Origin of the sequence: Opitutus sp., assembly GCA_024998815.1 — a bacterium.
Taxonomy (GTDB): Bacteria; Verrucomicrobiota; Verrucomicrobiia; order Opitutales; family Opitutaceae; genus Rariglobus.
In genome coordinates, this window is sequence record JACEUQ010000002.1 from 624,798 (window position 1) to 643,917 (window position 19,120).

Below are 19,120 nucleotides of genomic sequence, written 5' to 3' on the forward strand. Positions count from 1 at the left end.
CCTGCGCCGGTCACTCCCGCCCGCCGGCCTGCGCCCCGGTAGTCACGCCGCTTTGCGTGCGGACCAACTCGCGCCGCAACCAGTCCAGCGCGGCAATCACCGCGCGCCGGTTCACCGTCGCTCGCGGGCCGGGATAATGGAGCTTTTTCGACCACATGCCCTGAGGCGAATACAGCGCCAGGTACATCGTGCCGACCGGGTTTTCGTGGGTGCCGCCGCAAGGGCCCGCAAAGCCCGTGATCGCCAGCGCGTAGTCGGCGCCCAGCCGCTCGGCCGCGCCGACGGCCATCGCCACCGCGTTTTCCGCCGACACCCCGCCGTGCTGCTCCAGCAGGCATTCGGGTACGTCGAGCAACTGCATCTTCGACTCGTTGGAGTAACACACGCAGCCGCCCGCAAAAAACTTCGTGGCCCCGCAGATTCCCGTGAACTCGCTGGCCAGCAGCCCGCCCGTGGCGGTCTCGGCCACCGCCAGCATGCACTCCTGCGCTCGCAACAGGTCGCCGACGACTTGCGCCAACGAAGCGCTCCCGTACCCCATAAAATCCTCCCCCAAGAGGCGCTCGCACTCGCCGGCCACCTCGTCGAGTTGCCCAAACGAGAGCTGCCCACTGGGGGAACTCAGGCGCACGTCCACCTGCCCTTGATGCGCACAGTAGGCGATGCTCAGACCGTCACCGTAATCGGCAAAAACAGGCTGCAGTTTGGTCTCCAGCGCCGACTCGCCGATGCCCGCCGTGCGCAGCTGCACGTAGGCTTGTCGGTCGAGTAGGAGCCCACGCTGCGCCAGCCGAGGAATCACCTGTTCGGTAAACATCGGTTGCAACTCGTTGGGCGGGCCCGGCAGCATGATCAGCACCTTGCCGTCTTGCTCCACCCACAGGCCTGGCGCGGTGCCGTTGGCGTTGGGCAACACCTCGCCGCGCTCAAAACGGTAGGCCTGCTTGAGGTTGTTCTCCGTCATGATCCGGCCTCGACTGGCGAAAAACGCCTCGATGCCCGCAGCGATTTCGGGCTCGAAAACCAGGCGTTGCCCCAACACCCCGGCGACCGCCTCGCGCGTGCGGTCGTCGCAGGTCGGCCCCAGCCCGCCGGTGGTGATGACCACGTCGGCGCGCGCCCAGCTCTCGCGAAATTGTTCGGCGATCGCGTCAGCCTCGTCGGTCAACGTCACGTTGCGCTGGAGCAGCACCCCGCGCTGCCCGAGCTGGGCGCCGATGTAGGTGAGATGACCGTTGGCGGTCAGGCCCAAAAGCAACTCATCCCCCAGGGTGAGGAGTTCGTAACGTTTGGAGGCGACCGAGCCGGGAGGGGCGATGTTTTTGGAAACCATACTTGCGAAGCGCGAAACTAGGTTAAACTCAGCCAAAATGCCAGCGCCTCACTCCATTAACCTCAAAGAGAAGGTCCGCCAGCTGCCCGAGAAGCCGGGGGTTTACCTGATGAAGGACCGCTTGGGGCGCATCATTTACGTCGGCAAAGCCAAGGCGTTAAAAAAGCGGGTCTCGTCGTATTTCACCCCGGCGCGGGCGATGACGTTGCACCCGAAAATCCGCGCCTTGATCGAGATGATCGCCGACTTCGACACCATCGAGGTGAAGTCCGAACCCGAGGCGCTGCTGCTGGAGGGCAAGCTGATCAAGCAGTGGAAACCCAAGTACAACACCGACTTCACCGACGACAAACGCTTCCCGCTGGTGCGCGTCGACCCGGCCCAGGAGCTGCCGCGCTTCGCCGTCACGCGCTTCAAAAAGGACGACCGCTCGCGCTACTTTGGGCCGTTCGCCCACAGCGGGCTGTTGCGCAAAACCCTCGCCCAGATGCGCCGCCAGTTCGGCATTTTGCTAAGCGACGCCACGCCCCAGCGCCTGCCCGACGGCCGCTGGCAACTCTACGACGACGTGCGCCAGGAGCTCTACGGCTTCGCCAACGAAACCACCGCCGAGGACTACCGCCAACGCGTGGCCGAGGCCTGCGAGTTTCTGGAGGGCAAGTCGCGCGAATGGCTCGAAACCCTGCGCGCCGAGATGCTGGAGGCCGCCGGCAAAAAGGAATTCGAGAAAGCCGCCGAGTTGCGCGACGTGGTGTTTGCCCTCGAAAAAACCCTGGCCCGCACGCGCAATTTCGAGCGCTTCGACCCCACGCACCCCGCCGCCGACGAGGAGGCCATGCGCCTGCTCGGCGAGGCCCTTGGGCTGGAAAAAATCCCGCGCACGCTGGAGTGCTTTGATATTTCGCACATCAGCGGCACCTTCGTGGTGGCGTCGATGGTGCACTTTAACGAGGGGCGGCCCGACAAGGACCGTTACCGGCGGTTTCAGATTAAGAGTTTTATTGGCAACGACGATTACCGGGCGATGGAGGAGGTGGTCGGCCGCCATTACCGGCGGATGCGCGACGAACAAAAGCCGTTGCCCGACCTGATCGTGATCGACGGTGGGCGCGGCCAGATTGGCGCGGCGCTCAAGGCGTTTGCCGCGATCGAAGTGGAGCCGCCGCCGCTGATCGGTTTGGCCAAAAAGCACGAGACGATCATTTTTCCCGACGAACGCGCGCCGCTGAACCTCCCGCTCAACTCGCCCGCGCTCAACCTGCTCCAGCGCCTGCGTGACGAAGCCCACCGCGTCGCCAACACCTACAACGCCGACCTGCGCTCCAAGAAAATCCGCGAGTCCGTCCTCGATGACTTCCCCGGGCTGGGTGCGGTACGACGGACCGCGTTGTTGGCCCACTTCGGCAGCATCGAGCGGTTGAAGGCGGCCAGCGAAGCGCAACTGGCCGAAGTCGAAGGCCTCGGCCTGCGCCTGGCCGCCGAGCTGCACGCCTACCTGCACGCCCCGCTGCCCTCTTAATCGTTCTCGTTCTCTTACTCCTACTCCTACTCCATCCAGTAGAGCTGCACTCCCCGCCCCCCGCCCTGCCGAACGAGAACGAGTAGGAGTAGGAGTAAGAGAACGAGAACGAGTATAGAGGTAGGAGAACGATTGCGGAAACGCGGCGGACTGGGCGCTGCGCTTTGAGGAATTCCGCCAACGCCACTGTTAAAAAAGACATAACGCTTGCCCACCCCGCCGCTCTGCGTATGACTGCGCCTCCCATGCGTAAACCCCTCCTCTGCCTGGCCCTGTTCAGCTTCGGCGCCGCCGCGCACGCCAACGTCGTGCTCGCGCCGCTGTTCACCGACAACGCCGTTTTTCAACGCGACAAGCCGGTCCCCGTCTGGGGCACGGCCGACGCCGGTGAAAAGGTCACCGTCACCTTCGCCGGGCAATCGCTCGCCACCACCGCCGATGCCGCCGGCAAGTGGAGCGTTGCCCTCGCCGCGCTGCCCGCCAATGCCACGCCCGCCGACTTGGTGGTGAAGGGCAACAACACGGTTACCCGCACCAACGTCGTCGTCGGCGAGGTCTGGATCGCCTCCGGCCAATCCAACATGGAGTGGAAGTTGTCCAAAACCTACGACGCCGCCCTCGACATCGCCGGCTCGGCCTCCAACCCACTGATTCGCCACATCAAAATCGCCAAAAAGGTCTCGGATGCGCCACTCACCACCGCGACCGGCACGTGGCAAGTCGCCAGCCCCTCCACCGCCGCCGAATTCACCGCCGTCGGTTACTACTTTGCCCTCGATCTCTACCGGGTGCTCAACGTGCCCATCGGCATCATTAACAGCAGTTGGGGCGGCACACCCATCGAGTCGTGGATGTCACCCGCTTCGCTTAAGTCAGATCCTGAATTCGCGATTGTGGGTGAGCGTTGGGCGAAAGTCCTCGCCGAATACCCGGCTAAAAAAGCCGCTCACGAAAGCGCCCTCGCCGTGTGGAACACGGAGGCGGCCACCGCCAAGGCAGCAGGCCAACCGTTCACTAAACCCGAACCCAAACTTACGTGGCCTAGCATCGCAGGGCCTGGCCACTTTTCCACCCCCTCCGGCCTTAACAACGGCATGATCGCCCCCCTCGCACCCTACGCCCTGCGCGGCACCATCTGGTATCAGGGTGAGGCCAACGTCGGTAAGGCCGCCGAATACCGCGCCCTGTTCTCTGCCATGATCAAAGGCTGGCGCACCCAGTTCGGCCAGGGCGACTTCCCCTTTTATTGGGTGCAATTGGCCAACTTCGCCAGCGCCACCGACACCACCTGGGCCTTCCTGCGCGAAGCCCAAACCCAGACCCTCGCTCTGCCCAACACCGGCCAGGCCGTCACTGTCGACATCGGCGACGTCAGCGACGGCCACCCGCGCAACAAAAAGGACGTCGGCCGCCGTCTCGCCCGCGTCGCTCTGGCCCGCACGTATGGCCAAAAGATCGTCGCAAGCGGCCCGGTGTTCGCCAAGGCCGAACGCGACGGTGCCGGCTTCCGCGTGAGCTTCACCGAGGTCAACGGCGGCCTGATTGCCCCGCTCAACACCCTGGTCGGCTTCGAACTCGCCGGTGAAGACAAGGTTTTCAAACCGGCCACCGCCAAGATCGAAAAAGACACCGTGCTCGTGACTAGCGCCAAGGTGCCCGCGCCGGTGGCGGTGCGCTACGCCTGGCGCAACGCCCCGCTCGCCGGGTTGTTCAACGTCGACGGCCTGCCCGCGGTGCCTTTCCGCAGCGATACCTGGTAAAAACCAGCGCTGTACGCGGCCACAGCCCGTCCCCGCTCCTTCGAATCCTGTCCCGGCTCCCTTGTTTCCGGCGGCGCCCCATTGTGGGTGCCGCCTTTTTTATGCCCCTCGCCCCCCCCCGCCCCAACCCAAAGTGTCACCTAATAGGTGACACTTTGGGTTGGGGCGGGGCCTTGGAGGGGAACCACCTTGAGCCCCTGCTCCGCCGCCCCCCGGCCCACCGCTCCTCCGGCCATCCCCGCCCTTCGCCACCGTCGTCCGCCCCTTCCGCCTTATTTTTTCCGCCCTTGGATCGTTTCCCGATTCTTGCAGTCTCACACAGCTCACTCCCACCCCTATGCACCTACTCCGCCTGCCCCTGGTCCTTGTCGCGTTGGTTTGCACCTCCGCGCTCGCCGCCCCGATTCCCGCCGAATCTACCCTCACCGCCGCCACCATTTACCCAGACCGCGCCGTGGTCACCCGCACCGCCTCGCTCATCGACGTGCCCGCCGGCACCACCGAAATCAGTTTTGGGCAACTGCCCGCCGCGCTCCTCGACGAATCGGTGCAGGTCTCCGCCAAGGGCACCACCGCCGCCGCCCTTTTGGACATCACCACGCGCATCGCCTACGTCACCGCCGAGCCCGACGCCCGCGTTAAAACCCTCGAAGACCAACTGCTCGCCCTGCGCCGCGACGAACGCGCCCTCAACGACCAGGGCAGCGTGCTCGAATCCCAGCGCGCGTTGCTCACCAGCATTGAAAAAGTCTCCACCACACCCGTGACCTCGCGCCCCGGCGAAACGCCCCCGGCCCGCCCCGCGCTCGACGATTACGAGAAACTCCTCGGCTTCTCCGCCTCCCAGCGCGCGCGCTTCGACGCCGCCGCCCAAAAACTCGATCTCGACCGCACTGCTCTCGCCGAAAAAATCGCCGCCACCCAGGCGCAGCTCAACGAACTGCGCGGCAAACAACCCTCCCGCCGCGCCCAAAAAACCGTCACCGTGCGCCTCGCCACCGAGGCCGCCGGCAAACTCGACCTGACCCTCAGTTACGGCCTGCCCGGCGCCTCCTGGGCACCCGCCTACGACGCCCGCCTGCGCTCGGAAAAACGCCAGGTGCAACTCGACGCGTTTGGCCTGGTGCGCAACGGCACCGGCGAAGACTGGAAGGCCATCACCCTGACCCTGTCCACTGCGCGCCCCGGATTGGGTGGCGCCGCGCCCGAGATCGCCCCGTGGCTGGTCGATGTCGCCCGCGTGGTAAATTATTCCCGGGCCGAAGGCAGCTCGATGGCCTTCGACCACGGCCTCGGTAGCGCCAAGCGCAAGTCACTCGAATCATCCTTGGCCCCGACCGCCGCCTTGGCCGACAACTTTGCCGCCGCCCCTGAGCCGATCGCCGCCGTCAACGCCAGCGCACAAATCGAGACCGCCGCCACCAGTGCCAGTTTCAAGATCGCCACGCCCGTCACCTTGGCCAGCGACAACACCCCGCAGCGCCTGCCACTCGGCGCTGTCACGCTGGCCGCCGAGCTCAGTTACCAAGCGACCCCCAAACTTCAGGAAACCGCGTACCTGGCCGCCGCTGTGGTTAACCGCAGTGAACTTCCCCTGCTCGCCGGTGCGCTCAACGTGTTCCTCGACGACACCTTTGTGGCGACCGCGCGTTTGGCCACCACCATGCCCGGCGAAAAGTTCACCCTCAACCTCGGGGCGGACGAGGGCATCGCGATCAAGCGCAAGATCGTTTCCCGCTTCACCGAAGACACCGGTTTCACCACCAAGAGCCGCCGCACCACCTACGACATTCTGGTGACGCTCACCAACAACAAGCGCACCACCGAACGCGTCGTAATCCAGGATGTCGCGCCAGTTTCGCGCGATGAGAAGATTGTCGTCGAACTGATCGCGCCCGCCGCTCGCGAGCTGCTCAAGCCCGAAGACGCCGCTGCGCAACCGCCCAAAGCCGGCATCGCCCGTGACGCGACGGGGAAAATCACCTGGCGCCTCGACCTGAAGCCGGGCGAGAAGCGCGAGATCCCGCTGAAGTTCTCCATCGAGCATCCCGCCGACCTGCCCGTGACCGGCGTTGAGTAAGCCCCTTTCGCCCTCAAACGCAGCCCAACGCACCGTTTTAACCGCTAATGGCCGCCAACGGACGCTAATAAAACAAAGATTCAGCGCCCGCGAATTAGCGTATCTTAGCGTTTATTAGCGGTTAATTATTCAGTCGCCTGGTCTTCGGCCCACTTCACGCGGCGGCTTGCGAAGCGCGCCATCCCGACCATCCTCCCTCGTTTCTCGCCCATGAAAACCCTCCGCACCCTGCTCACCCTCACCGCATTCCTCGCCATGTTTTCCATTTCCCAAGCTGCCGATCGGCCCAAGGTCGGCGATCCTGCACCCGTCGCCACCGCCACCACCGAACAGGGCGTCGAACTGAACCTCGCCGACGTCTACACCTCCAGCCCGTACACGCTGGTGTTTTTCTACCCTAAAGCCTTCACCCCCGGCTGCACCGCCCAAAGCTGCTCACTGCGCGACGGCTACGAGGCGCTCACCAAACTCGGGGTGACCATCATCGGCGTCAGCACCGACACGGTGGAAAAACAGAAGAGTTTTAAGGAGGAATACAAACTGCCTTACACCCTCCTCGCCGACATCAACAAAGTGATACTTAAAGCGTTTGGCCAAAACGCGTTAATGTTCGCAAGCCGCCAAGCCTTCCTGATCCACGACGGCAAGGTGGTGTACGCCGACACCAAGGGTTCAACCAAGCAGCAAGCCGCCGATATCATAAAGTTCATCGAAGCGAAGTAAGCCTAATCAGCTTTAGAGTTGAGGGTTACGGCATCCTTGAGCTCACGCTCAAGGCCACATTCAAGAGCCACTCAAGGCCAAGCTCACGACCACGCTCGTTTTGAACACACGCCTTGTGGCCTTGAGCTAACGCGCAAGTTGCCCTCCGTGGCCTTGAACGTGAGCTCAAGGTGTTTGCGCAAGAGAGCCACTCAAGGCCAAGCTCACGACCACGCTCGTTTTGAACACACGCCTTGTGGCCTTGAGCTAACGCGCAAGTTGCCCTCCGTGGCCTTGAGCGTGAGCTCAAGGTGTTTGCGCAAGAGAGCCACTCAAGGCCAAGCTCACGACCACGCTCGTTTTGAACACACGCCTTGTGGCCTTGAGCTAACGCGCAAGTTGCCCTCCGTGGCCTTGAGCGTGAGCTCAAGGTGTTTGCGCAAGGTATCCGCGCTCCCTACAACTCGTCGTCGTGGACGGGGCGCAACAACGCGGCAGTCGGGTCAAGCCGAGCCCGCGCCAGCCAGTCAACCAGCAGCGGTTCCTTGGCTACCAAGTCGGCTGGCAGCGGGGCCGCAAGCAGATCGATCGCGCGCAACACCCCGTCGGCGGCGCGAACCAAGTTCTTCGAATGCAAGTCCGCTATCAGCCAGGGCTTTCCATCCAAAAAATAAAGCCGGGGGTGATCGCGGTAGGCGCGCAAAAATCGCGACGGAATCGGGATGAGCGGCGCGGGTTGGACCTGCGAGGTGTCGGCGCCTTCGGCGAGGAGCTTGCCCAGGGTTTGTTTGGTCACCAGCACGCCCTCGTTTTTGGTCACGCCGAGCACTTCAGTGGGCATGCCGTCGAGGTGCACGATGAGGTTAAACTTCTCCAGCATAGCCCGATAACTACCGTCGGAGGCATCGGCGATCAGGGCAACATCGTCGCTGCGGCGAAACGCGAAGGTGCCGCCGATGCGCCCGTTGGTGCGCGGCATGAAAAACTTGTAGATCGAGTGGTCCTTGGCCTCGAAGGCCGTCGCCTCAACCCCGCTGCTGATCGGCCGCAGGCTAGGTCCACATTCGGCCAACAGGTCCTCGACGCCGGAGGGAAACCCAAAATCTTCCAACGAGATGAGCGGCAGCAAGGTGCGGAACCCTTGGGCCGCCTCGTACAATTCGTGCCAAAGCGGGCCGGCTAAGGCCAGCAGGGCTATTTCGTCGGATTCCCAGAGGATGAGGTCATCGTCCGGATCCGTTCCGATGCCGACGCGCGCCGCTGCCGCGCTGAGACGAGCGAGCGCTTCCAGTCGCAGCCGGTGATCGTGTTGAAGCGCGCGTCGCTTTTCGGCTGTCGGGAGCCGGCCGCCATGGATGCAGGTGGGTTTTCCAGTGAAGGGATCAAGGTGCATGCGTCGCTCATGGCGGTGTGAAAATCGGCCGCGTTGGGCACAAAAGCAACCGGAAGTTCCCGTCTGTTGCCAACACGTTATTCACACGATGGGTAACGTTAAATTTAGCGGATTTACCCAAGTCGGTCTTTCGGGTTTAAACGATGCTCGGGTTGCTTACCTTTGCAGCTAAACGGCCGAGTATTCGTCCGCCACCCATTATTGCTGCCGAAGGAGTTACCTTCGTTTTCCGAGAATGAACGAGGCGATGAACAAGATCAGAAAGACCAGAAAAAGGATTTTGGCGATGGTCGCCGCGGTGCCGGCGATCACCCCAAATCCGAGCACTGCTGCGATCAGGGCGATGATGAGAAACAAGAAGGCGTAATTAAGCATGGGGGCGATTAGTTTGAATTAGTCCCGAGGAAACCGCAGCACCCCGACTAACCCGACCACTGCAAGCGCGGCGCCCCCGATGAGCAGCCAGATTGATTTATCCGTTGGGGTGCCGGTAAATAGTCGGGAAAAACCCGAACCGATCGAGTCGGAGGCTTGGAAGCCGAAGACGACCATAATGATGCCTCCGACGAGCAGGCTGATGGAGATGATTTTGTTCATGGTGGGGCACTTTCGGCGAAGACAGGGCCGCAGCGGGCTAACGCTCGAAGCGGCCCTGTCCTCAGCGGGGAGCGGAGGTGGGGTTACTCCAGCAGCAGAATACGTTTAGACTCAAATCCCACGGGCGAGACGCCCGTGCCACGTCGAGCAGTTCCGAGCGTGGCCTGGGCGTCTCGCCCATGTCGGGGATAAGTCTAAACTGATTCCGTCGTTGGCATTACTCCTTTACGGTCATGTTGTTGGTAACCTCTTTCACGCCTCGGACGTCTTGCGCGAGTTTGGAGACCAGGGATTTTTCGGCATCGGTGGCGGCCTCGCCGGTGATTACCACAACACCATCGGTTGTGCTCACTTTGGTTTTGAGCGCGCTGGTCGATTTGTGGCTGATGAGCGCGTACTTCACTTGGCTGGTGATGGACGCGTCGTCGATTTTCTCGCCGAGGGTCAGATCGCTGGCGGGCTTCGGTTTGATAACGAGGTTGTTTTTAACCGATTTCACCCAGTCGATTTCCTTGGCGTAAGCCTCAGTGAGTTCCTTTTGCGCGGCGTTATCTGCTGTGCCCGTCAAGGTGACGATGCCGTCATTCACCGCGACCTTGGTGGTGGCGGCGCTGACGTTGGCCTTCATCAGCAACCGGCCGCGAATCTTGAAGGCGATCCAAGCGTCGGAATGTTCAGGATAGGGGGCCTTGACGACGATTTCGTTTTTAACGCCGGTCACGCCGGGGATTTTCTCGACCGTGTCGGAGGCAAGCGCCTTGTCGTCTTTATCTTGAACGGTGCCGGTGAGGGTGACCACGCCATCCTTGGCCTTCACCTTCACTTTATCTTCGAGGACCGTGCGGTAGTTGTACGACTCCTTGGCCGTGTCTTCGATCTTCCGATCCGTTTCGGAGGATGCGAAAGCCAGAAGGGGGCTGAGCGCGAATAATGAGAGGGCGAGTATGTTTTTTTTCATTGGGTTACTCGCCCACTTTACGCGGATGGCGTGCGTCTGGGCATGGGATAGCCGCCCGCTTAAGAGCGCCCCCTGGGCCTCGTTTATTGCAGTAGCTTGACCCTATACGGGTTGTTCCGCGTGTGGGTGGACCGCCACCGTCCGACGCCGGAACTCAGGCTTAAAGCCCCAGCAGCGAGCCGTTGCGTTTGAGCCAGTACTCGGCCTCGCGCCAGCCCGGGCAGACCTCTTCAACGCGGGCCCAGAACCGGTCGGAGTGGTTCATCTCCTTCAGGTGCATCAGCTCATGGTAAATGATGTAATCACGCACCAGATCAGGTGTCTGGATCAGGCGCCAGTTCAGCGAGATGCCGCCGTCGCTGGTGCAGGAGCCCCAGCGGGTGCGCTGGTTACGCACCGACACGGCGCTCACCGCCATACCGGTCACGGCGGCCAACTCCCAGGTGCGCCCGGATAATTCGGCCTTGGCCATGCGCAAGAAGTGGGCTTCCAAGGTCGGCCGCAGGTCGCCTTCGAGCTTGAGGACGCGGAACACGTCGGCGGCCAGGCAGACCTGGGGGCGTTCACCGTCGACGGCTTTGCGCACCTCGGTGAGTTCGCCGCGCCAGAGCACATGGGTGCCGAGCGTCCAGACGGTGGCACCGCGCGGTTTGCTTTTTTGGCGTTCACGGGCGCGCTCGAGCCAATCGCTCTGCTGCTCGACGAAGGCGCGGGCCTCACGCTCGTTGCCGCGTAGGGGAATAATGGCGACGGCGGTGCCGTCCTTTTTGAGGGTGAGCCGGTAGCGGGTGGCCTTGGCGCTGCGCTCGAAGATCAGGTCGGGGCGCGCGGGTGCCGCCTCGACGCCTGCGGTCGCGGGTGTGTCGGCGAAAAAATCAAACAGGCTGGATGGCTCGGATGCGCTCACGGGTTAGCGGCGAGTAAACGCATCGCGATGCGCGGCGCCAGAGCGATGTTTGCGGTGCCGGGCGGGAGTACCCTGTTAGGCAGTAACATTGAACTTGCCGGATAAAACCAAGGCCGTTTAGCCGCAAAAGAACGCAAGGAGCACAAAGAACAAACCCTGTATTTCTATGCGCTCTTTGCGTTCTTTCGCGGCTACAAGGATCGAAGTATTTCGTTGGTTTGGCAGTAACGGCAGATCTGTCACCTAATAGGTGACACTTAGGCTTTGGCGGCGAGCACGCTGCGGATGATGTCCACGCTACTTGCCAGTTCCTCGGCGCTCGCGGTGAGCGGGGGGAGTAGGCGCACGACGTTGCCGCCGGCCATAGGTGCCAACAATCCGGCTTCGCGCAGCGCCGTCACGTAGGGGACCGGGTCGCTGGCGAGCTGGAGACCGAGCATAAAACCGCGCCCGCGCACCTTCAGCACCTGGGCCGGAAACTCAGCCGCCAGTGCGCTCAGCGCCGCCAGCCACTCGGCGCCAGCTTGCGTGACGTGCGCCAACAGCCCGTCGCGCTCGATCACATCCAAAACCGCCAACCCAGCGGCGCAGGCCAGCGGCGTGCCGCCAAAGGTCGTGCCGTGCATGCCGGGTTGAAACAACTCCGCCGCCTTCGGCCCCGTCCAAATCGCCCCAATTGGGAAACCGCCGCCGAGTCCCTTCGCCATGCCGATCGCGTCTGGCTTCACCGCGGCGTGTTCGAAGGCGTAAAACTTGCCCGTGCGCCCAATGCCGCACTGCACTTCGTCCAAAATCAGCAGCAGGTTGTGCCGGTCGCACAGCGCGCGCAGGCCCACCAAAAACTCGGTCGTTGCCGGGTTAACTCCGCCCTCGCCCTGAATCGTTTCGACGAAAATCGCGGCCGTCGTGTCGTCGATCAGCGCCTCGAAGGAGGCCAAATTATTGAGTTCCCCGAAGGCGAAACCCGGCACCAGCGGACGGAAGCCTTTTTGAATTTTCTCCTGCGGGGTGGCGCTCATGCCGCCAAAGGTGCGGCCGTGAAACGCGCTCTGGGCACAGATCACCTTGTAACACTTGCCCTCTTCGCCACCGACCTTGGTCGCCCCGTGCAGGCGTGCCAGCTTGAGCAGCCCTTCGTTGGCCTCGGCTCCGCTGTTGCAGAAAAACACCCGGCCCGGCCCGGCGTAACCGACCAACCGCCGCGCCAACTCACCCTGATTGGGGTTGCGGAACAGGTTGCTCACGTGAACGAGTTCGCCGGCCTGGCGCTGCACCTCGGCCACCCAGTGCGGGTGACAATGCCCGAGCGCGCACACCGCGATCCCCGAGGTGAAATCCAGAAACTTGCGCCCCTGGTCGTCCCAGACGTACGAGCCGCTGCCGCGCACCAGCGTGAGCGGGGGACGTCCGTAGTTTTTCATCACATGCGCGTCGTAAAGATCGGCCGTGCTCGGGGAAGCGACATCAGAACGGTTCATAAATTGGGAAATAGGTAACACGAGTTAGCGCTCAAGTTGCGGACGATATCCTTGAGCTCACGCTCAAGGCCACACCCTTTGTGAACACACGCACCGTGGCCTTGAGCGTGAGCTCAGGGTGTTTGCCCAACGGCATTCGCGCCCCAAGGAATCAGGTTTATTAAGCTCATCTTGAACGCGAATGGGATAAGCGCCCCGCCGGCGGGCGCCGCCCCGTTTTGTCGGCAAACGTTAGCCGTGCACGATTTCGGTGCCGATGCCCTTGTCGGTGAAAATCTCCAGCAGCAGCGAGTGCGGGAGGCGGCCGTCGATGAAGTGCACGCGCTGGACGCCTTCTTGCAGGGCGCGCACGGCGCTGAGCACCTTTGGGCGCATGCCCTTATCGATGACGCCGCGCTTTTTGAGGTCGTCGACCTGCGAAACCTTGAGGGTGGAAATGAGGGAGTCGGGATCGCTCGGGTTGGAGAGCAGGCCGGGCACGTCGCTCATGTAAACGAGGCGGCGGGCGCGCAGGGCGCTGGCGACACGACCGGCGACCAAATCGGCGTTCACGTTGTAAGGCTTGCCGTCGAGACCCTCGGCGACCGGCGAAATCACCGGAATGTTACCATCGGCGATTTCCTTTTTGATCAACTTCACCTTCACCTCAGTCACCTCCCCGACGTAGCCCAGATCAACGGTGTTGCCGTTGTCGTCGACAATGAGTTTCTCGCACACGAGCACGCTGTCACCAGCCAGGCCCTTGGCCTTGGCCTTGGCTAGGGAGATGGCGTTGCACACGTCCTTGTTGACGATCTCATCGAGCGTTTTTTTAACAATCCCCACGGTATCCGCGTCGGTGATGCGCATGCCGTTGGGGGCAAACTGCGATTTAAGACCGGATAGCTCAAGCGCTTTGGTGATGGCCTTGCCACCACCGTGGACGACCACGACGTTGATTCCCACTGCTGCAAGGAACGCGATATCGTAGGCGACGCGGTTGCGCACCTCGGAATCGGGGTCGTCCATGAAGCTGCCGCCGTATTTGACGACAAACGTGGAGCCGCGGAAGTCTTGGATGTAAGGTAGGGCTTCGAGAAGCACTCTGGCCTTGGTAGTAATTTCGTTAACGTTCACGTAGCGGATTGGATAAGTTAATCACGGGTAAATCACGCGCGGGCGGCATTTCCATCTTATTTCTCGGCGGCGCGCAGGAATTCACACAATTGGCGCGCTTGAACTGCACATTCGGGGTTCGTCGACGTTTCCGGTGAGTCGTTGGATGGAAAAACAAACCTCGGCAGGTTACACAGAGTCCACGGAGCCCAGCCCACAGAGCGCAGACAGGGGAGGCCTCAACGACTTCGTTGGCTCAAAAACCGCCGAGCGGCTCGGGCTCGGTCTGGCTTGTTAACTCTTTCGTTGCTCCTGGTCTTGTTGCCGATTTTGAACGGTTTGACTCCGTGGCCTCTGTGTCCGGGCTCCGGATTTTCTCTGTGATACCATTCCGGCTGCCGCGGGCTTGGCCACCCTTGATTAAACCGCTTGAACTGCACATTCGGCTTCACTCCGCGCTGCCGTGCGCCACTTGTGGACGCGTGTCTAGCACCGCCCTTACCTTTTCCTCGTGCGCGGAACACCGCGCCTGGCTCACCACTCAAGCCGCCCTGCCGCGCGGATTCCGCGTCGGCACCACGCGCTTCGATTTCATGCCGAAGGAGGCACCCAAACCCGCCAAGATGACGCTCACGCTCATCGCGCTCGACCAGCCCACGGCGGACTTCGCGGCGATGTTCACCAAAAACGCCTTTCCAGGGGCGCCCATCATCGTGGGCCGCCAGCGCCTCGGCGAACCGGTGCTCGGCGCGATCATCATCAACAACAAGATTTCCAACGTCTGCGCGCCCGGCGGCGTCGAGACCTCGCAGCGCGTGTGCGCCGAGACCGCCCGCCTGCTCGGCTTGCCCGCCACCGCGGTGCTGCCGTGTTCCACCGGCGTGATCGGCTGGGGGTTGCCCGCCGAAGACATCATTGCCCACCTGCCGCAGGCCGCCGCCGCGCTCGCCGCCGGCTCCATCCTGCCCGCCGCCGAGGGCATCGTGACCACTGACCTTTATCCCAAAATCCGCAGCGCCCAAGTCGGCGCGGGCCGGATCGTGGGCATCGCCAAGGGCGCCGGCATGATCGAGCCCAACATGGCCACGATGCTCGTTTACCTGCTGACCGATCTGGCCGTGCCGCGCGACACGTTGCGCGCCGTGCTCAAACGCGCCGTCGATGCCACGTTTAACCGCATCAGTGTCGACAGCGACACGAGCACCTCCGACACGGTTGCGCTGGTGTCGTCGAGTGCGGTGCCCTGCGACGACCTGGCCGGCTTCGAGGCGGCGCTGACCCAGGTGTGCCGCGATCTGGCCGAGGATGTGGTGCGCAACGGCGAGGGCGTGCGCCACGTCATTCGTGTGGTGGTTAAAAAAGCCGCCACCCCGTCGCTGGCGGTTGCGCTGGGCAAGGCGATCGTCAACGCGCCGCTCTTTAAATGTGCGGTTGCGGGCAACGACCCCAACGTGGGCCGCCTCGTGCAAGCGATTGGCAAACACGTCGGTGCCCATGCGCCGGATACGGATTTGTCCCAACTGCGGGCGAGTATCGGCGGCGTGGAGATTTTCGCGGAAGGGGCGTTCCGCCTGAATCCAGACAAGGAAAAGGCGTTGGTGGAGCACCTCAAGCACGCCGAACTTTACGTGAGCAAGCCGACGGCGGACGGTATTTTCAGTGCGACGGTGGATTACCCGCCGCACGAGCGCTGCGTTGAGATCGAGGTGGACCTCGGCTCGGGCACGGCGGAAGCGACGGTGTTCGGCGGCGACCTCACGCATGAATACGTGAGCGAAAACGCGGATTACCGCAGTTAACGTAACGCCTCACTCCCCGTGGCCTTGCGCGTGAGCGCAGGGTTCCTGAGCTCACGCTCAGGGCCACAATTTTTCGGCAAACGCGCCGCCTGACTCCACCTGTCTTTTTGATCGCTCACTGGAATTAGCGGCTAGAAATCAGGCCGGAAAAATAAAAATTCCCGCGATTTGGCGTCTGCGGGTTCATTTTTCCGCCAACGCGCCGATATCCCCATGACTTCATCATGCTCGCCAAAGATTATCAGTTCATCCGCGACATCGTTTACAAAAACAGCCGCATCAACCTCGGCGAAGACAAGCAGGAGCTGGTCAGCGCCCGCCTCGGTAAACGCCTGCGCGCCACCGGCAAAGCAACCATCAGCGATTACTGCGATCTACTGCGCACCCCCGCCGGCGCCGAGGAACTGGGCAACCTGATCGACGTCATCTCCACCAACCACACCTATTTCTTCCGCGAAGACGGCCATTTCACCGCACTTAAGGAGATCATCCTGCCTGACTTAGCCCGCCGCCGACAAAAGGAGTCGTGGCCCACCTTGCGCGTCTGGAGCGCCGCCAGTTCCAGCGGCGAAGAGGTCTATTCGGTGGCCATCGCCCTCGACGAATATTTCAACGCCCACCCGCCGTCCTGGCCACGCCAGTTCGAGGCCACCGACATCTCCACGCGCATCCTCGCCAAGGCCAAAGCTGGAATTTACTCCTCGGAAACCGTCTCGCGCATCCCCCCGGCCACCGCCAAAGCTTATTTCCAGACCGGTTTCGGCGAACAAGCAGGTCTCTACCGCGTGAAAGCCGCCATCCGCGACACCGTGCGCTTCAGCCAACTCAACCTGCTGGAGGGTCAACCGCCGTTCAACGAGCCGTTCCACATCATCTTTTGCCGCAACGTTATGATCTACTTTGACCGGGCCACGCAGGAGGAGCTGATCAACCGCCTCAAGGCACGCCTCGTGCCGGGTGGGTACCTGATGGTTGGCCACTCCGAGAGCCTCACCGGCATCAACCACGGGTTAAAACTAATCCGCGCCGCCACCTACCAGAAGCCGTTGGCCTGATTTGCCGCATGGAAGCCCCCCGCCCCATCAAGGTGCTCATCGTCGACGACTCCGCAGTCGTGCGCCGTCTGGTGACCCAGGCGCTCAGCACCGATCCCGGCATCGTCGTGGTGGGCACCGCGACCGACCCGTTTATCGCCAAGGACCGCATCCTCGAACTCAAGCCCGACGTCATCACCTTGGACGTCGAAATGCCGCGCATGGATGGGCTTACGTTTCTGGGTATCCTCATGCGCGAACACCCGCTGCCGGTGGTGATGATGAGTTCGTTAACCCAACAAGGCTCGCAAAAGGCGATGGAAGCCCTGCGTCTGGGCGCAGTCGAGGTGTTGGCCAAACCCGGTGGCTCCTTCAGCTTTGGCGACCTCGGCCCGCAGCTCATCCACGCGATCAAAGCGGCCTCACGCGCGCGCCTGCGCCGTCCGAGTGCGGCCCCCGCGAACGCTCCCGCCAGCGCGAACCCAAGCGTGAATGCAACTGTACCCGCGCCCAAGATCGGCGTCGCCGCCAGCATGGCCGCCCCCCAAGCCCGTGTCATTACCCCGCTTGCGCCGCCGCGCGCCCACATCGAAACCGCCTACCGGGGCGACCCGCGCCGCCTCATCGTTTTGGGCGCCTCCACTGGCGGCACCGAGGCCTTGCGCGAAGTCATGGTCGGTTTGCCCGCCGGCCTACCTCCCATCGCCATCGTTCAACACATCCCGGCCCACTTTTCCAAGGCGTTTGCGGACCGCCTCAACTCCCTGTGCGCATTCCCCGTGCGCGAGGCCGTCGACGGCGAACTCCTCCCGCCTGGCATCGCGCTGGTCGCCCCGGGCGGCTACCACCTGCTGGTGCGTTGGACCGGAACGGGTTACCGCGCCGAACTCAACTCCGGCGCGCCCGTCTGGCATCAACGCCCCGCAGTCGACATTTTGTTCAAATCGGTGCCCCAGGCGCATTGCCCGCACGTGATCGGCGGGGTACTTACGGGCATGGGCAAGGACGGCGCCGAGGGCCTGCTGCGCCTGCGCAAAGCCGGTGCGACCACCTTCTCACAAGACGAGGCCAGCTGCGTGGTTTACGGCATGCCCAAAGAAGCTTGGGATCAGGGCGGTTCCGCCGTCCAACTCCCCCTCGACACCATCGCCGCCCACATCGTCCGCCTGAGCGGGCAACCTATTTTAAATAAATGATTAAGCACGACTCCACCACCGCCCACACCCTGCTCGTCGTCGACGACGAGCCTCGCGTTCTCGCCGGCCTCAAGGAAGTGCTCGAACGCCAGCAATTCCATGTGGTCACCACCACCGACCCGCGCCGCGCCATCGACCTGCTGCAAGAGCGCGCCTTCGGCGTCATCATTTCCGACCACCTCATGCCGTCGATGTCGGGCATGGATTTCCTCGTCGAGTGCCAGCGCATCCAGCCCCAAGCCACGCGCATTTTGGTCACCGCCGTGCTTTCGCTACCCACGTTGGTGGAGGCGATTAACCGGGGAGAAATTTACCGCTTTCTGGCCAAACCTTGGCTGCGTGAGGAGCTCATTGTCACCGTGCGCAATGCCTCCAATCGCTACGAACTGCTGACCCAAAACCAGCGCCTGCTGGCCGAATCCTCCGAGCTCAACGCCAAGCTGTCGCAGGCCAACGCCGCCCTCGCCACGCAAGTGGCCACACTCGAACAGCAGCGCCGCTCGCTGGACAAAGCCAACCTGGAGCTGGGTCGCCGCTACGATTTATCGCTGGAATTGTGCAGCCGCATCTTGGCCACCTACGACCCGATGCTCGCCGGCCAAACCCAAGCCGTCGCTGCCATCGCCAACCAAATGGCGGTATCCGAGCACTTTACACCTGAACAGCGCGAAGCCCTCAAAACCAGCGCTTGGCTGTGCGATCTCGGTCTGATTGGCGTTTCCCGCGAAGTTTACCGACTGTTCCGCCGCGAACCCGAAAAGCTCAGCGAGCGCGAGCTGGCGGGTATCCACAACCACCCCGTTTACAGCCAAACCCTGGCCGCCCACATCGATGGTCGCCCCTTGGTCGGCGAAACCATTCGCGCGCACCACGAGCACTTCGATGGCAGCGGCTTCCCCGACGGTCTGGCTCAACAGGCCATCCCGTGGACGGCGCGCTGCCTGGCGGTCGCGGTGGCCTTCGTCGAATCGAGCCTGCCCACCGATCAGGCGCTGGAGGCGATTGCCGCCCAATCGGGCAAAGAGCTCGATCCGGAGGCGATCCGACTGTTCCGCACCACCACGCGCCTGCAACCGCTGCCGCGCAGTGTGCGCGAAGTGATGCTCGAAGACCTCAAGGCGGGCATGGTGTTGGCCAGCGGCATTTACAGCCCGCACGGGTTGCTGCTGGTCAGCGAAGGCCAGCCGCTCAACGTCGGCATGATTGCCAAGATCCGCAGCCACAACCTGATGGCCCCGATCAGCCAACGCCTGCTGGTTTACTCCTAAA

16 protein-coding genes are annotated in these 19,120 nt (G+C 62.7%); 8 read left to right on the forward strand and 8 right to left on the reverse strand.

Features of this window, described 5'->3' with window-relative positions:
• Window positions 1-10 precede the first annotated feature (10 nt).
• Complete coding sequence (locus H2170_10475) at window positions 11-1,333, reverse strand: CinA family nicotinamide mononucleotide deamidase-related protein (protein ID MCS6300507.1); 1,323 nt, start codon at window positions 1,331-1,333, stop codon at window positions 11-13.
• A 37-nt stretch (window positions 1,334-1,370) separates the two neighbouring features.
• Here H2170_10475 and H2170_10480 point away from each other — a divergent pair, with 37 nt between their 5' ends.
• The 4 genes from H2170_10480 to H2170_10495 all read left to right on the forward strand — a co-directional run bounded on the left by H2170_10480 (window position 1,371) and on the right by H2170_10495 (window position 7,415).
• The gene (locus H2170_10480; protein MCS6300508.1) at window positions 1,371-2,852 is read left to right on the forward strand and encodes an excinuclease ABC subunit UvrC; all 1,482 of its coding nucleotides are present in this window, start codon (window positions 1,371-1,373) and stop codon (window positions 2,850-2,852) included.
• Window positions 2,853-3,097: 245 nt separating this feature from the next.
• Window positions 3,098-4,612, forward strand: a complete 1,515-nt coding sequence (locus H2170_10485; GenBank protein MCS6300509.1) for a sialate O-acetylesterase — start codon at window positions 3,098-3,100, stop codon at window positions 4,610-4,612.
• 337 nt (window positions 4,613-4,949) lie between these two features.
• Window positions 4,950-6,692 carry a mucoidy inhibitor MuiA family protein gene (locus tag H2170_10490; GenBank protein ID MCS6300510.1) on the forward strand — a complete coding sequence of 581 codons (1,743 nt, stop codon included), beginning with the start codon at window positions 4,950-4,952 and terminating at the stop codon, window positions 6,690-6,692.
• 210 nt (window positions 6,693-6,902) lie between these two features.
• Window positions 6,903-7,415, forward strand: coding sequence for a peroxiredoxin (locus H2170_10495; GenBank protein ID MCS6300511.1), 513 nt, complete (start codon window positions 6,903-6,905; stop codon window positions 7,413-7,415).
• A 436-nt stretch (window positions 7,416-7,851) separates the two neighbouring features.
• Here H2170_10495 and H2170_10500 read toward each other — a convergent pair whose 3' ends face one another.
• The 7 genes from H2170_10500 to argB form a co-directional block, all read right to left on the reverse strand.
• The gene (locus H2170_10500; GenBank protein ID MCS6300512.1) at window positions 7,852-8,787 is read right to left on the reverse strand and encodes a hypothetical protein; all 936 of its coding nucleotides are present in this window, start codon (window positions 8,785-8,787) and stop codon (window positions 7,852-7,854) included.
• Window positions 8,788-9,003: 216 nt separating this feature from the next.
• Entirely contained in the window at window positions 9,004-9,162 is a 159-nt protein-coding gene (locus H2170_10505; GenBank protein MCS6300513.1) for a DUF1328 domain-containing protein, read from the reverse strand.
• A gap of 18 nt (window positions 9,163-9,180) precedes the next feature.
• On the reverse strand, window positions 9,181-9,384 hold the full coding sequence (locus H2170_10510; GenBank protein MCS6300514.1) for a DUF3185 family protein: 204 nt from the start codon (window positions 9,382-9,384) through the stop codon (window positions 9,181-9,183).
• A 217-nt stretch (window positions 9,385-9,601) separates the two neighbouring features.
• On the reverse strand, window positions 9,602-10,342 hold the full coding sequence (locus H2170_10515; GenBank protein ID MCS6300515.1) for a BON domain-containing protein: 741 nt from the start codon (window positions 10,340-10,342) through the stop codon (window positions 9,602-9,604).
• Between the two features lie 160 nt (window positions 10,343-10,502).
• Window positions 10,503-11,249 (reverse strand): M48 family metallopeptidase, encoded by a 747-nt coding sequence (locus H2170_10520; GenBank protein ID MCS6300516.1) that lies wholly within the window; start codon window positions 11,247-11,249, stop codon window positions 10,503-10,505.
• 257 nt (window positions 11,250-11,506) lie between these two features.
• A complete protein-coding gene (locus H2170_10525; GenBank protein ID MCS6300517.1) occupies window positions 11,507-12,727 on the reverse strand; it encodes an aspartate aminotransferase family protein in 1,221 nt (406 codons plus the stop codon).
• A 231-nt stretch (window positions 12,728-12,958) separates the two neighbouring features.
• Entirely contained in the window at window positions 12,959-13,843 is an 885-nt protein-coding gene (gene argB, locus H2170_10530) for an acetylglutamate kinase (GenBank protein ID MCS6300518.1), read from the reverse strand.
• 461 nt (window positions 13,844-14,304) lie between these two features.
• Between argB and H2170_10535 the strand changes: the two genes are divergently transcribed.
• From H2170_10535 to H2170_10550, 4 genes are all read left to right on the forward strand, one after another.
• Window positions 14,305-15,621, forward strand: coding sequence for a bifunctional ornithine acetyltransferase/N-acetylglutamate synthase (locus tag H2170_10535; protein ID MCS6300519.1), 1,317 nt, complete (start codon window positions 14,305-14,307; stop codon window positions 15,619-15,621).
• 224 nt (window positions 15,622-15,845) lie between these two features.
• A complete protein-coding gene (locus tag H2170_10540) occupies window positions 15,846-16,676 on the forward strand; it encodes a protein-glutamate O-methyltransferase (protein ID MCS6300520.1) in 831 nt (276 codons plus the stop codon).
• Window positions 16,677-16,684: 8 nt separating this feature from the next.
• A complete protein-coding gene (locus tag H2170_10545) occupies window positions 16,685-17,851 on the forward strand; it encodes a chemotaxis response regulator protein-glutamate methylesterase (GenBank protein ID MCS6300521.1) in 1,167 nt (388 codons plus the stop codon).
• Window positions 17,848-19,119 carry a response regulator gene (locus tag H2170_10550; protein ID MCS6300522.1) on the forward strand — a complete coding sequence of 424 codons (1,272 nt, stop codon included), beginning with the start codon at window positions 17,848-17,850 and terminating at the stop codon, window positions 19,117-19,119. The genes H2170_10545 and H2170_10550 overlap by 4 nt, the downstream gene beginning before the upstream one ends.
• Window position 19,120: the final 1 nt, after the last annotated feature.